Source organism: Candidatus Spyradosoma sp. SGI.093 (genome assembly GCF_050314555.1).
GTDB lineage: Bacteria > Verrucomicrobiota > Verrucomicrobiia > Opitutales > UBA953 > Spyradosoma.
On the sequence record NZ_JBNPNH010000005.1, the window covers coordinates 22,279 to 35,740 of the forward strand.

Genomic DNA, 13,462 nt, shown 5'->3' on the forward strand with positions numbered 1-13,462 from the left:
AATTCGCGGTTCCCAAAAATCTGCGGGAATCTGCGAGATCCGCGGGAAAATTTTGATTTTGCAGTCCTTTCCTTCGCGCTTTTTCCGTGTTCCCTCGGGGAATTTCGCGCTTTACGCGGGGAGCGGCAAAGAGTGAAATGTCTCCTTACATTTTCCGTCATGACATCATCAGAAATCCGCCAGTCCTTTCTTGATTTCTTCAAATCGAAGGAGCACAAGATCGTGCCTTCGTCCAGCCTGCTGCCGGACTCGCCGAACCTGCTTTTCACGAACGCGGGAATGAACCAGTTCGTGCCGATCTTCCTCGGGCAGATTCCGTGCCCGTACCCGACGCACCGCGCCGCCGACACGCAGAAGTGCATCCGCGCGGGCGGCAAGCACAACGACCTCGAGGACGTCGGCATGGACACGTATCACCACACGTTCTTCGAGATGCTCGGCAACTGGTCCTACGGCGACTACTTCAAGAAGGAGGCGATTTCGTGGGCGTGGGAGCTCATCACCGAAGTCTGGAAATTCCCGAAGGAGCGCCTCTACGCGACCGTCTATTGCCCGGACAAGTCCAAGGGCGATCCCGCCGCGTTCGACCAGGAGGCGTACGACGCGTGGGAAAAGCTTTTCGTCGCCGCCGGGCTCGACCCGAAGGTGCACATCGTCAACGGCAACAAGAAGGACAATTTCTGGATGATGGGCGACACGGGGCCGTGCGGTCCGTGCTCGGAAATCCACATGGACCTCACGCCGGACGGCGACACCGCGGGCGCGCTCGTCAACAAGGGCTCGCCGCTGTGCATCGAGATCTGGAACCTCGTCTTCATGGAGTTCAACGCGAATCCCGACGGCACGTTCTCGCCGCTTCCCGCGAAGAACGTCGACACCGGCATGGGCTTCGAGCGCGCGACGAGCATCATTCAGTGCACGAAGAACTTCACCGACTTCACGGGCGTCATCTCCAACTACGAGACGGACGTCTTCGCGCCGATCTTCCGTGAAATCGAAAAGCTTTCCGGCAGGAAATACGGCTCCACGCTGCCCGCCGCGGGAACGCAGGGCGCGACCGAGCAGGAAAAGACCGACGTCGCCTTCCGCGTCATCGCCGACCACATCCGCACGCTTTCCTTCGCCGTCGCCGACGGCATCGCGCCCGGCAACAGCGACCGCAACTACGTCCTGCGCCGCATTCTGCGCCGCGCCGTCCGCTACGGGCGCACGCTCGGCTTCAGGGAGCCGTTCTTCTACAAGCTCGTGGACGTGCTCGCGGAGACGATGGGCGACGTGTTCCCCGAAATCCGTTCCCGCCGCGACGCTGTGCGCGACACGATCCGCGTCGAGGAGGAGGCCTTCAACAAGACGCTCGACGCCGGGCTGACGATTTTCGAGGAAATCATCGCCCTGAAGAACGCCGCGAAAAATCTCCGCGCGCGCGTCGTCGACGCCATGCGCCTTTCCGAAGAAGCGCTGAAGGACGGGAACGCCGCGCTCGCGCAGATCGCCGACCACCTCGTCGCCGTCATCGCGAAGAGCATCGTCAAGTTCGAGACGCCCGTGAACACCGACCTCGCGCGCCGCATCTTCACGCGCTCCGACACGAAGGCGCTCTACACGACCGCGCACGCGCTCGTCGCCGCGCCCGAGGACAAGGACGCGCTCGCGAACTTCCGCGGCACGCTCGCCAACTTCCTCACCGTGAGCGCCGAGCTCGCCGAAGTCTTCAACGGCGAGGCCGCCTTCCTGCTCTACGACACCTACGGGTTCCCGCTCGACCTCACCGACCTCATGGCGCGCGAACGCGGTTATTCCGTGGACGAAAAGGCGTTCGAAGCCCTGATGACCGAGCAGCGCGAACGCGCCCGCGCCGCGCAGAAAAAGCAGATCGTCACACTTTCCGAAATCGAGACCAAGGACGCGACGCAGTTCCTCGGCTACGAGACGCTTTCCGCCGAGGCGACGATTCTCGAAATCGTGGACAGCAAGGGTAAGCTCGCCGTCGTGCTCGACCGCACGCCCTGCTACGCCGAAATGGGCGGCCAGGTCGGCGACACGGGAACGCTCTCCGCGCGCGGCCGCGCCTGGAAGATCGTCAACACGCAGAAGAGCGGGAACGTCTTCCTGCACTTCGTCGAAGGCGACGAACCGCCGCCCGTCGGCGCCAAGGCGACCGTCGTCGTGGACGAAAAACGCCGCCGCGCCATCGAGCGCAACCACACCGCGACGCACCTGCTGCACTACGCGCTGCACAGCGTCGTCGGCAAGGACGTTTCGCAGAAGGGCTCCTTCGTCTCCGACGAAAAACTGACCTTCGACTTCAACTCCGCGGCGCTCACGCCCGCGCAGGTCGCCGAGGTCGAGCGCACCGTCAACGAGCTCGTGCTCGCCGACAACGTCGTCTCGTGGACGGAAATTCCGCACGAGCAGGCGAAGGAGAACGCGAACATCATGCAGTTCTTCGGCGACAAGTACGGCGACGTCGTCCGCGTCATTCAGGTCGGCGGGAACGCGCGCGCGCTCGACGGCTATTCGATGGAGCTCTGCGGCGGGACGCACGTGCGCGCCACGGGCGAGCTCGGGCAGTTCCGCATCGTCGCCGAAGGCGCGATCGCCGCGGGCGTGCGCCGCATCGAGGCGCTCACCGGCATGGCGGCCTACGCGCACGGCGTCGCGGAAACGCAGACGCTGAAGAAACTTTCCGAAAAGACGAAGACGCCGGTCGCCGACCTGCAGAAGAAATTCGAGACGCTCGCGGAAGAAAAATCCGCGCTCGAAAAGCAGCTCGCCGCCGTGCGCCAGAAGGAGCTCGCGCAGCTCGCGAACGCGCTCGCGGAAACGGCGAAGGACGCCGGCGCGACGCGGCGCGTGGCGGCGGTCGTTCCCGCGGCGGGCTCGCCGAACGACCTGCGCGAAATCGCTTCGCAGCTCGTGAAGAAGCTGGGCGAAAACGGCGTCGTCGTGCTCGGCGCGGCGTTCGGCGCGGACAAGGTCTCCGTCGTCGCGGCGTGCGCTCCCGGCGCGGTCAAGGCGGGAACGGCGGCGGGCAGGCTCGTCTCCGAACTCTGCGGCAGACTCGGCGGCAAGGGCGGCGGCAAGCCGGACTTCGCGATGGGCGGCGGCAAGGACGCCGCGAAGCTCGCCGAAGTCTTCGCCGCGCTCTGAGAGCAGACGTTTTCGAGGAAGCGGCGAGGCTCCGCGCGTCGCGCGCCCTGCCGCTTCCTCCCTTAAAAACTTTTCTTCAACTTCCTTTAACTTCGCGGTCTTTCTTGGCGTCTTCGCGGAGAAATTTCTGCGGGAATCCGCGAGATCCGCGGGAAAAAAAATTGTGCGGGGAGATTTCAAAAAAGCGGCAGGAATGCCGCTTCTCCCCTAAAACTTTTTCAGGGTTTCGGAGCCCAGGCCTTGGCGGGATCGTAGGCGATTTCGGAGATCTCGCCCGCGGGCGCGAAATCGCCGCCGACGGGGCCGACGAGCGCGCCGTTCGCGCATTTGTCCGCGGCGTCCGCGTTCCCGCGCAGCGCCTCGCCGATCAGCACGTCGTCGAGCCACACGTAGAAGCCGCCCGCCGCGCCGTTTTTGCGTTCGGCGATCCAGGCGACGCGCAGCGTCTTTTTGCCCTTGGTCATGAACTTGTCCTTGTAGGCGTCGTTCGTCTGACCGTAGAGCAGATTCGCGGGCGCGACGCCGCCCCAGAAGACGCCGCTTTCGCCGACGCAGAGCGCGCCGGTCTCGCCGCCGCCGTTCCCGACGAGCACGCCGAGCACGTTTTTCGCCGGCTTCTTCGACGCGTTCAGCTTCACCGTCAGCGCGAGCGTGAATTCGTGCGCGGCGCCGTTTTTCGCGCCCTTCCACTCGACGCGGCGTTCGGCGGAAGCCTTGCCGGGCGTCGCGCGCGCGGGCAGCTCGGCGTTCCCGCGGCGGGCGAGCCCGGCGGTGCGCTGGTCGAGCCCGAGCGCGCGCGCCATGTTCGCGGCGACGACGCGCTCGCCCTGCGCCTTCGGGTGGAGATTGTCGTAGGTGTGCGCGACGGGATCGAAGCCCGCCGTGACGTCGTGATAAAACACTTTCGATTTTTTGGAATTCCACGCGCCGGACTCGACGTCGCGCTTCAGCATCGCGTCGTATTCCGCGACCGCCGCGCGCGGCGAACGCCCGCTGCCCCACGACGCCTGCCCCGACGGGAGCACGGAAAACACGTGCACCGTGACGCCGCGCGGGGATTTTTCCTGAATCGTGCGGACGACGTTCTTCGCGTTCGCAAGCACCGTTTCCGCCGAGTACTGCGGCTTGCCGCCGTTCCCGCGCGAGAGGTCGTTCACGCCCATGAGCAGCGTCGCCGTCTTCGGCGCGCGGCCGTATTTCGACATCCACGCCGCGAGCCCGCCCGTGTTCTGTCCGGTGTTGGGGCGTTTGCCCTGCGCTTCGCCGCTGACGACCCACGCGACGTCCCAGCCGAAATGGCCTTCGTTCGTGTTGTCGAATTTTTTGCCGAGATAATCGGGCGCGAGCGGCGACGTCGTCGAGCCGCCCTGAAAGATCTTCATCGAGCCCAAAGGCGAATACGCGACGCCGGAATCGACGCAATGCTTCCACAGCGCGTAGCGGTAGGAGACGGCGTTTCTGCCGTCCGCCTGCGTGATGGAATCGCCGACGAAAAGGACGTCGCCGAGATTCGCGGGCGCATCCGCCGCCGCGGACGCGGAAACGCCGCCGAGCGCCGCCGCCGCGAGCGCGAACGCTCCCGCGAGCAGGGATTTTCCTTTTGTTCCGAATGGGGCACCTGAGAATTTCATGCGGAGAATTTTCGTTCCGCCGCGCCGAGGCGCAAGCGTTTTTTGGAAAAGGCCTCTAAGCGTTTTCTTCCCATTCGGCGGGATCGAGCGCGTAGATTTCCGCGAGCGCGGCGTAAACTTCCGGATGCGCGCGGCGCAGTTCCCGCGGCGTGCCGAAGAACGCCTCCGTGCTCACGGCGAAAAATTCCGCGGGATCGTCCGCGCCGTAATCGTCGAGAATCGACGCGGCGTCGCGCGCGCGCAGACGCGCCATCTCCTTGTCGAAAAGCGCTTCCCAGGCGCGGACGCGTTCTCGCGGGAAGAAGAGCGGCTCCGTGTCCGCGAACTGGTGCGCGAACTCGTGCACGACGACGTTCTGCGCGTTTCCGCTGTAGGCGGCGTCGCGCAGCAGGCGCTCGTGCGAAAGAATCACGACGCCGTGCGCGGCGCGGGATTCGCCGTCGTTGCGCGGAGCCTCGTCGGAGACGGGAACGCGGAGGGCGTCGGCGTCGTCCGCGCTCGCGGGCGCGGTTTCCGTCGGGTCTTCCAGGCGGAAGGACGTCGGGTAAATCAGCACGGAGCGCAGCGCGCGCCAGGCGGGAACGTCCCGGCCGAGCGCGAGAAACGAGGCGTTCGCGGCGACGACGACGGCGGTCTTCGTCGAAATTTCCGCGAGCCCGCCGCAGGGCTCGAAAGTCTTGTCCAGAAGAAATTCCTTCACGCGGCGGGCGTAGCGCGGGCGCAGTTCCCGCGGGATGCGCGCCGCGAGCGGCACTTCGCGGCGGATGACCTTCGCCCACTCGCGCGGGAACGGCGCGCTCAGAAAACGTTCCCGCCGCGCGTGCGCGCGCCGCGCGGAAACGCCGAGCCAAAGCAGACCCGCCGCGAAAAGCGCCGCCGCGACCGTGAAGAAAACCATGCGCGCATCTTAGCCGCGCGGACGAAAGAATGTCAAAGGAACGCGGCGCGCGTTCCCGCCGTTTTTCTTGATATATTCGGCGGGAATGCGGACTGTCGGGAGCGTTCAATTTAAAAAGCTCTTTCAGTTTCATGTTGTCTAGGCATAGACTCGAAAGAGCGCGGCGGGAAGTTTCGCGGCTTTCCGCCGCTTTTCCAAAAAACGCTTGCGCCGGGGCGCGCGCCAAAGAAAATCCCTTTTCATGAAGTCCGAGAAAAAATCGTCCCCGGCGGGAACGCCGCGCGCGTTCAACGTCATGGCGAAGCCCGTCGGCGCGCTGTGCAATCTCAACTGCACGTACTGCTACTATCTCGAAAAGCACGGGCTTTACGCCGACGAAAAAATGCCGCGCATGAGCGACGAGGTGCTCGAGCGCTTCATCCGCGAGTACATCGCCGCGCAGGACGTTCCCGAGGTGCAGTTCGTGTGGCAGGGCGGCGAGCCGACGCTTCTCGGCATCGATTTCTTCAGAAAAGTTCTGTCGTTGGAAAAAAAATACGCCGACGGCAAAAAGATCGAGAACGCGCTGCAGACCAACGGCACGCTGCTCAACGACGAATGGGCGGCGTTTCTCGCCGACAACGCGTTCCTCGTCGGGCTCAGCCTGGACGGCCCGCGCGAGCTGCACGACGCGCGGCGCACGCTGCGCTCGGGCGCGCCGTCGTTCGACCTCGTGATGAACGGGCTCGCGTGTCTCAAGCGCCGCGGCGCGGAGTTCAACACGCTGACGGTCGTCGGCGAACACAACGTGCACCATGCGCTCGACGTGTACGAATTTCTGCGCGAAGTCGGCTCGGGCTTCATTCAGTTCATTCCGCTCGTGGAGCGCCCGGCGACGGCGGCGGACGCGCCGATGCGCTTCGCGGGGCCGCCGGACCTCGCCGCGGGAACGCTCGGCGACGCGCTCGTCACGCCCTGGTCGGTGAAGCCCGAGGACTACGGCGATTTTCTCTGCCAAATCTACGACGTGTGGGTGCGCCGCGACGTGGGGCGGACGTTCGTGCAGCTCTTCGACGTCGCGCTGTGCGCGTGGGCGGGCGTTCCCGCGCCGCTGTGCGTGTTCCGCGAAAAGTGCGGGAGCGCGCTCGCGATCGAACACGACGGCGACGTCTATTCCTGCGACCATTTCGTCTATCCGAAATTCCGTCTCGGGAACGTGCTGCGCGACCCGCTCGCGCGCCTCGCGGACGCTCCCGCGCAGAAGCGCTTCGGCGAGCAGAAGGCGTCGGCGCTCCCGCGCGCGTGCCGCAAGTGCGGCGTGCGCTTCGCCTGCAACGGCGAGTGCCCGAAGCATCGTTTCCTGCACGCGCCGGACGGCGAGCCCGGGCTGAACTACTTCTGCGCCGCCTACAAGAAATTCTTCACGCACGCCGCGCCGACGATGAGCCGCATGAAGGCGCTTCTCGAACAGGAGCGCGCTCCCGCCGAAATCATGCGCGAACTCGCGTGAGAAGCGCGGGGAAAACGCCTCAGTCGCGGCGGGCTTCCACGCGCAGGAAATTCCACGTGGCGGCGACGCGGCCGTTCCCGCAGGAGAACTTTTCCGCGTATTCGCGCAGCACGCGCCGCAGCGTTCCCGCGGGAACGTGGCGCGAATCGTCCGTCGTCCCCGTGTCGCGCAGCGTCTTGAGCAGCTGCGCCGCGTCCGCGTATTCCGCCGTTTCCGAGCCCGTCTCGGCGCGCAGCACCTCGAAGCCCGCCGCGTGAAACGCGTCGAGCCACTCGCCGACCGAACGCCACGCGAGCGGCAGGTTCTCCGCGGGAACGAGCGAATAAAGCTCGCACAGCGACGGCGCGACGAAGAAGCCGTGGAGCATCTTTCCGCCCGGTCGCAGCGCGGCGCGGAACGCGCGCAGCGTCTTTTCCGGCGTCGGCATCCACTGCAGCAGGCTCGACGAATAAAGCCGGTCGCACACGTTCTCGGGCAGATTCCAGCTGTCGTGAATCGCCCAATCCGCCTGCGGGCACGCGATTCTGCCGCGCGCGACCATCTCCGGCGCGAGGTCCGTCGCGAGCACGCGATAGCCGTGCGCGACGAGTTCCCGCGTGAAGAATCCCGTCCCCGAACCGAGCTCCCACATTCTCACGGAATCGTCGAGCCCGCGTTCGATCCACTCGCCGAGCCATTTCGCCGCGCGCCGCTGCACGGCGGCGTTCTCGGCGTAAGTCGCCGCGCGCCGATTGAAGTTCGGATGGCTCGCTCGTTCGTTCATCAGAAAAAAATGCGGAGCGGCGATTCTCGTTTTTCGCGCCCGGGAACGCAAGCCGAACCGCAGAACGGGACGCGTTCACGCCTTCGCGGCGGCGCGGGCGGCGGCGCGGCGCGCCTCTTCCGTGAGCAGGATCTTGCGCATGCGCAGGAAGTGCGGCGTGACCTCGACGAGCTCGTCGTCCGCGATGTATTCGAGCGCCTGTTCGAGCGAGAGCTTCACGGCGGGAGCGATCTTCATCTTGCGGTCGCTGCCGGCGGCGCGCATGTTCGTCAGCTCCTTGCCCTTCTGCAGATTGACGGGCAGGTCGTTGTCCTTGCAGTGTTCGCCGACGACCATGCCCTCGTAGGTCTCCTCGCCGGGATCGATGAAGAACGTGCCGCGCAGCTGCAGCGCGTCAATCGCGTAGGCGACCGCCTTGCCCTGCCCGAGCGAGACCATCGAGCCGTTCACGCGCGCGGGAATGTCGCCCTTGAAAGGCGCGTAGCGGTCGAAGCGGTGCGCGACGATCGCCTCGCCCGCGCTCGCCGTGAGGATTTTCGAGCGCAGCCCGATGAGCCCGCGCGTGGGAATCTCGAATTCGATGAGCTGGCGCTTGCCGCGCGTCTCCATGTGGCGCATTTCGCCGCGGCGCTGGCCGACGAGCGTAATGACGTTCCCGGAAAACTCCTCCGGAACGTCGATCGTGAGCGTCTCCATCGGGTCGTGCAGCACGCCGTCCACGAGCTTCGTGATGACCTTCGGGCGCGAGACCGCGAGCTCGAATCCCTCGCGCCGCATCGTCTCGATGAGAATCGCCAGGTGCAGCACGCCGCGCCCGGAGACTTCGAACATCTCGCCGCCGTTCCCCGCCTCCTTCACGCGCAGCGCCACGTCGCTCTGCGCCTCCTTCAGCAGGCGGTTGCGGATGTGGCGCGCCGTGACGAACTTGCCGTCGCGGCCGAAAAAGGGCGAATCGTTCACGCGGAAGACCATCGAGACCGTCGGCTCGTCGATCGCGATCGGCGGAAGCATCTCCGGCGATTCCGCGTCGCAGATCGTGTCCGAGACGTAGATGTCCTCGATGCCGACGACGCCGCAGATGTCGCCGCATTCGACGGCGTCGCAGTCCTTGCGGTCGAGCCCCTCGAAGGTGAACAGGCTCTTGATCTGGCCGCCGCGGCGGTTCCCGTCGCGGTCGAGCACGGCGACGGCGGCGTTCGCGCGGATCGTCCCGCGCGCCACGCGCCCGATGCCGATGCGCCCGACGTAGTCCGAATAGTCCAGCGTCGCGACCTGCATCTGCATCGGGCCTTCGACGAACTTCGGCGCGGGAATGTGCTCCAGCACGGCGTCGAGCAGCGGCACGATCGACGTGCGCGGCTCGTGCTCGAGATCGCGCACGCACCAGCCGTCGCGCCCGCTCGCGTAGAGCAGCGGGAAGTCGAGCTGGTCCTCGTTCGCGTCGAGCTCGCAGAAAAGATCGAAGACGGCGTTCACGACCTCCGTCGGGCGCGCGTCGGGCTTGTCGATCTTGTTGATGAGGACGATGGGCTTCTTGCCGAGACGCAGCGCCTTTTCGAGCACGAAGCGCGTCTGCGGCATCGGACCCTCCGCCGCGTCCACGAGCAGAATCACGCCGTCGGTCAGATTGAGCACGCGCTCGACCTGCCCGCCGAAGTCGCTGTGCCCGGGCGTGTCGATGACGTTGATCTTCACGCCGCGGTACTGCACGGAAATGTTTTTGGAAAGAATCGTGATGCCGCGTTCCCGCTCCAGATCGTTGCTGTCGAGAAAGCACTCGTGCATCTCCTGATTGTCGCGGAACATTTTCGCCTGCTGAATGATCTTGTCCACGAGCGTGGTCTTGCCGTGGTCGACGTGCGCGATGATTGCGATGTTTCTGATGTCCTTCATGCTGAAAAAATCGGGCGGAAAGCATTTCACTTCGCCGCCCCGAACGCAAAGGATTTTTGCGGCGGGCGGGCGCGCGCGAGGTGATGAAGTGATGAAGGTTATGAGGTTATGGAAGTTCATTGCGTTCGGCTCTGCCGAAAGGATTTTCGAAAAAACTCTTCGTGGGGCGCGGAAAGCGCCGCGGGAACGTAATTGTTTTTCGATTACGTGATAGCGGCGGCGGAAGGGCGGAAAGGCGGGAACGCGCGCGGGCGAATTTTTCGCGGATTCAGCAAACGTTCTTGCGTTTGCGCGGGAAGGCGTTTTAATTCGTGGATGTAGCCCGAGAATGCGGTCGCTACCTGAAACAAAATTTTACAGCTCACTCAGTCAAAAAAAACCTCATGGCAAAAAAAAGTTCCCTGAAGTCCGGCTCCAAATCGGTCAAATTCGTTTATGAATTCGGCAAAAAGACCGACGGCGCGGCGACGATGAAAAATCTTCTCGGCGGGAAAGGCGCCAACCTCGCGGAAATGGCCCGCATCGGTCTGCCCGTTCCTCCGGGCTTCACGATCAGCACGGAAGTCTGCACGTATTACTACGAGAACGGCAAGACGTATCCGGCGACGCTGATGGACGACGTGCGCAAGGCCGTCGGCAACATCGAGAAGCAGCTCGGCAAGAAGTTCGGCGACGCGACGGCGTTCCCGCTGCTGGTCGCGGTGCGCTCCGGCGCGCGCGAATCGATGCCGGGCATGATGGACACGATTCTCAACCTCGGTCTCAACGACGACACGGTTCAGGCGCTCGCGCGCGTCACGAACAACGAGCGCTTCGCGTGGGACTGCTACCGCCGCTTCATTCAGATGTACGGCGACGTCGTGCTCGGCGTGCAGAAGCGCCCGGGCGAGGACCACGAACCTTTCGAGCAGGTCATCGAATCCGTCAAGACGGACATGCTCGGCAATCCCGCCGCGAGCGACACGGAGCTGGGCGCTCCGGAGCTGCGCGAGCTCGTCGTGCGCTTCAAGGCGCTGATTCTGGAGCGCACGGGCTCGGCGTTCCCGACGGATCCGTGGGTGCAGCTCGAAGGCGCGATCGGCGCCGTCTTCGGTTCGTGGATGAACGACCGCGCGATCGTCTATCGCCAGAAATACCACATTCCTTCGGACTGGGGCACGGCGGTCAACGTGCAGTCGATGGTCTTCGGGAACACGGGCGACAAATCGGGATCCGGCGTGGCGTTCACGCGCGACCCGGCGAGCGGCGAAAAAGTCTTCTACGGCGAATTTCTGATGAACGCGCAGGGCGAGGACGTCGTCGCCGGCGTGCGCACGCCCGCTCCCGTGGCGGCGCTCAAGAGCGTCATGCCTTCCGCGCACGCGCAGCTGCTTTCCATCTGCAAGACGCTCGAAAATCATTTCCGCGACATGCAGGACTTCGAGTTCACGATCGAGGACTCCAAGGTCTTCATGCTGCAGACGCGCAACGGCAAGCGCACCGGGCTCGCGGCGATCCGCATCGCGTGCGAGATGGAGCGCGAGGGGCTCATCGACTGGAAGACGGCCGTGCGCCGCGTTCCCGCCGACCAGCTCGACCAGGCGCTCGCGCCCGTGTTCGACCGCGCCGCGCTGAAGGGCGCCCGCGCGGTCGCGAAGGGGCTTCCCGCGGGACCGGGCGCCGCGTCGGGACGCATTTACTTCAACGCCGAGCGCGCCGAAGCCGCCGCGAAGGAAGGGCAGAAGGTGCTGCTCGTCCGCCTCGAAACCTCGCCGGAGGACCTGCGCGGCATGATCGCCGCCGAGGGCATCCTCACCGCGCGCGGAGGCGTCTCCTCGCACGCGGCGCTGGTCGCGCGCCAGATGGGCAAGGTCTGCGTCTGCGGCGCCTCGGGCATCGCGATCGACTACGCGGCGAAGACGCTTTACGCGGGCGACTCCAAGGTCGAGGAAGGCGAATGGCTCTCCATCGACGGCACGACGGGAACGGTCTATGAAGGCCAGCTCGCGACGGCGCCGTCGGACATCGTGCTCGGGCTCGTGAAAAAGGACGCCGAGGCGAAGAAGTCCAAGGCGTTCAAGAATTTCGCGAAGCTAATGAAATGGTGCTCGCAGGCGACGAAGCTCGGCGTGCGCACGAACGCGGACGCTCCCGCGCAGGCGGAAGTCGCCGTCGCCTTCGGCGCGCAGGGCATCGGGCTGACGCGCACGGAGCACATGTTCTTCGCGGGCGACCGCATCGACGCGGTCCGCGAGATGATTCTCGCGACGGACGAAGCCGCGCGACGCACGGCGGTGAACAAGCTGCTGCCGTATCAGCGGGGCGACTTCGCGGGCATCTTCCGCGCGCTCAAGGGGCTTCCCGCGACGATCCGCCTGCTCGACCCGCCGCTGCACGAATTCCTCCCGCAGACGAAGGAACAGCAGCTCGATCTCGCGAAGAAGCTCGGCGTCTCCGTGGAGCACGTCCAGCGCCGCGTCGCCGAACTGCACGAGTTCAATCCGATGCTCGGGCACCGCGGCTGCCGTCTCGGCATCGCGTATCCGGAAATCACGGAAATGCAGGCGCGCGCCATCTTCGAGGCGGCGGCGGAAGTCGTGAAATCGCGCGTTCCCGTCCATCCGGAAATCATGATTCCGCTCGTCGGCTTCCTCGCCGAGTTCAAGAACCAGGCGGCGCTCATCCGCCGCGTCGCGAACGAAGTCATGGCGGAAAACAAGGTGAAGATTTCCTACAAGATCGGCACGATGATCGAAATCCCGCGCGCGTGCGCCACGGCGGACAAGATCGCCGAAGAAGCGGAATTCTTCTCCTTCGGCACGAACGACCTGACGCAGACGACGCTCGGCATGAGCCGCGACGACTCGGGCGCGTTCCTCGGCACGTACACGAATCTCGAAATCCTGAAGGCGAATCCGTTCGCGTCCATCGACCGCGAAGGCGTCGGCGCGATGATGCGCCTCGGCGTCGCGCTCGGGCGGCAGACGCGTCCGGACATCAAGCTCGGCATCTGCGGCGAACACGGCGGCGATCCCGCGTCGGTGAAGTTCTGCCACACGCTCGGGCTGAACTACGTCAGCTGCTCGCCGTACCGCGTGCCGACGGCGCGCCTCGCCGCGGCTCAGGCGGCGATCGAGGAAGAATCTTCAACCCCAAACAACATGGCTACAAAAACCACGAAAAAGGCTGCCCCGGCGAAGAAGCCGGCGGCGAAAGCTCCGGCCGCCAAGGCCGCCAAGAAACCGGTCGCGAAGAAAGCCGCTCCTGCGAAGAAGCCGGCTGCTCCGAAACCGGCCGCCAAGAAGCCGGCGGCGAAAGCTCCGGCGAAAAAGGCCGCTCCGGCGGCGAAGAAGGCTGCGCCCGCCAAGAAGCCGGCGGCGAAGGCTCCGGCGAAGAAAGCCGCTCCCGCCGCGAAACCGGCGGCGAAGGCCGCTCCCGCCAAGAAGACCGCGACCAAGGCCGCTCCGGCGAAGACGCCCTGCGCCAAACGTTGCGGCTGCAAGAAGAAATAATCGTTCTTCTTTCCCCCACTGCGTTCCCGCGGCGACCCCGCGGGAACGTTTTTTTGCGCGCGTTCCCGCGGACGCGGTTTCCGCGAAGTTCCGCGTTGATTTTCGCGGGAACGCGGCGCATCATTGCGCTTCCATTTTTCCAAAAAC

7 protein-coding genes are annotated in these 13,462 nt (G+C 65.2%); 3 read left to right on the forward strand and 4 right to left on the reverse strand.

Annotated features, from left to right (window positions below; all coding sequences use genetic code 11):
- Window positions 1-159 precede the first annotated feature (159 nt).
- The gene (gene alaS / locus ACQREB_RS06115; RefSeq protein ID WP_427766570.1) at window positions 160-3,150 is read left to right on the forward strand and encodes an alanine--tRNA ligase; all 2,991 of its coding nucleotides are present in this window, start codon (window positions 160-162) and stop codon (window positions 3,148-3,150) included.
- 218 nt (window positions 3,151-3,368) lie between these two features.
- Here alaS and ACQREB_RS06120 read toward each other — a convergent pair whose 3' ends face one another.
- Window positions 3,369-4,781, reverse strand: a complete 1,413-nt coding sequence (locus tag ACQREB_RS06120) for an SGNH/GDSL hydrolase family protein (RefSeq protein WP_427766573.1) — start codon at window positions 4,779-4,781, stop codon at window positions 3,369-3,371.
- A gap of 55 nt (window positions 4,782-4,836) precedes the next feature.
- Window positions 4,837-5,679: a zinc-dependent peptidase gene (locus tag ACQREB_RS06125; protein WP_427766576.1), complete on the reverse strand. Its 843-nt coding sequence runs from the start codon at window positions 5,677-5,679 to the stop codon at window positions 4,837-4,839.
- Between the two features lie 241 nt (window positions 5,680-5,920).
- Here ACQREB_RS06125 and ACQREB_RS06130 point away from each other — a divergent pair, with 241 nt between their 5' ends.
- Window positions 5,921-7,168 (forward strand): anaerobic sulfatase maturase, encoded by a 1,248-nt coding sequence (locus tag ACQREB_RS06130; protein WP_427766577.1) that lies wholly within the window; start codon window positions 5,921-5,923, stop codon window positions 7,166-7,168.
- 19 nt (window positions 7,169-7,187) lie between these two features.
- Here the strand turns inward: ACQREB_RS06130 and ACQREB_RS06135 are convergent, their stop codons facing one another.
- Together ACQREB_RS06135 and typA are read right to left on the reverse strand one after the other, a co-directional pair.
- Window positions 7,188-7,931 carry a methyltransferase domain-containing protein gene (locus ACQREB_RS06135; protein WP_427766580.1) on the reverse strand — a complete coding sequence of 248 codons (744 nt, stop codon included), beginning with the start codon at window positions 7,929-7,931 and terminating at the stop codon, window positions 7,188-7,190.
- A gap of 75 nt (window positions 7,932-8,006) precedes the next feature.
- Window positions 8,007-9,824: a translational GTPase TypA gene (gene typA / locus ACQREB_RS06140; protein WP_427766582.1), complete on the reverse strand. Its 1,818-nt coding sequence runs from the start codon at window positions 9,822-9,824 to the stop codon at window positions 8,007-8,009.
- Between the two features lie 383 nt (window positions 9,825-10,207).
- On the opposite strand from typA, the gene ppdK reads away from it, so the two are divergent.
- A complete protein-coding gene (ppdK, locus tag ACQREB_RS06145; protein WP_427766585.1) occupies window positions 10,208-13,315 on the forward strand; it encodes a pyruvate, phosphate dikinase in 3,108 nt (1,035 codons plus the stop codon).
- The last annotated feature ends 147 nt before the right edge of the window (window positions 13,316-13,462 follow it).

Bases quoted from the DNA above. Each gene is read 5' to 3' on its own strand.
- ppdK (WP_427766585.1), top strand. From the start codon at position 10,208: ATGGCAAAAAAAAGTTCCCTGAAGTCCGGCTCCAAATCGGTCAAATTC.
- ACQREB_RS06120 (WP_427766573.1), bottom strand. From the start codon at position 4,781: ATGAAATTCTCAGGTGCCCCATTCGGAACAAAAGGAAAATCCCTGCTC.
- alaS (WP_427766570.1), top strand. From the start codon at position 160: ATGACATCATCAGAAATCCGCCAGTCCTTTCTTGATTTCTTCAAATCG.
- ACQREB_RS06125 (WP_427766576.1), bottom strand. From the start codon at position 5,679: ATGGTTTTCTTCACGGTCGCGGCGGCGCTTTTCGCGGCGGGTCTGCTT.
- ACQREB_RS06130 (WP_427766577.1), top strand. From the start codon at position 5,921: ATGAAGTCCGAGAAAAAATCGTCCCCGGCGGGAACGCCGCGCGCGTTC.
- typA (WP_427766582.1), bottom strand. From the start codon at position 9,824: ATGAAGGACATCAGAAACATCGCAATCATCGCGCACGTCGACCACGGC.
- ACQREB_RS06135 (WP_427766580.1), bottom strand. From the start codon at position 7,931: ATGAACGAACGAGCGAGCCATCCGAACTTCAATCGGCGCGCGGCGACT.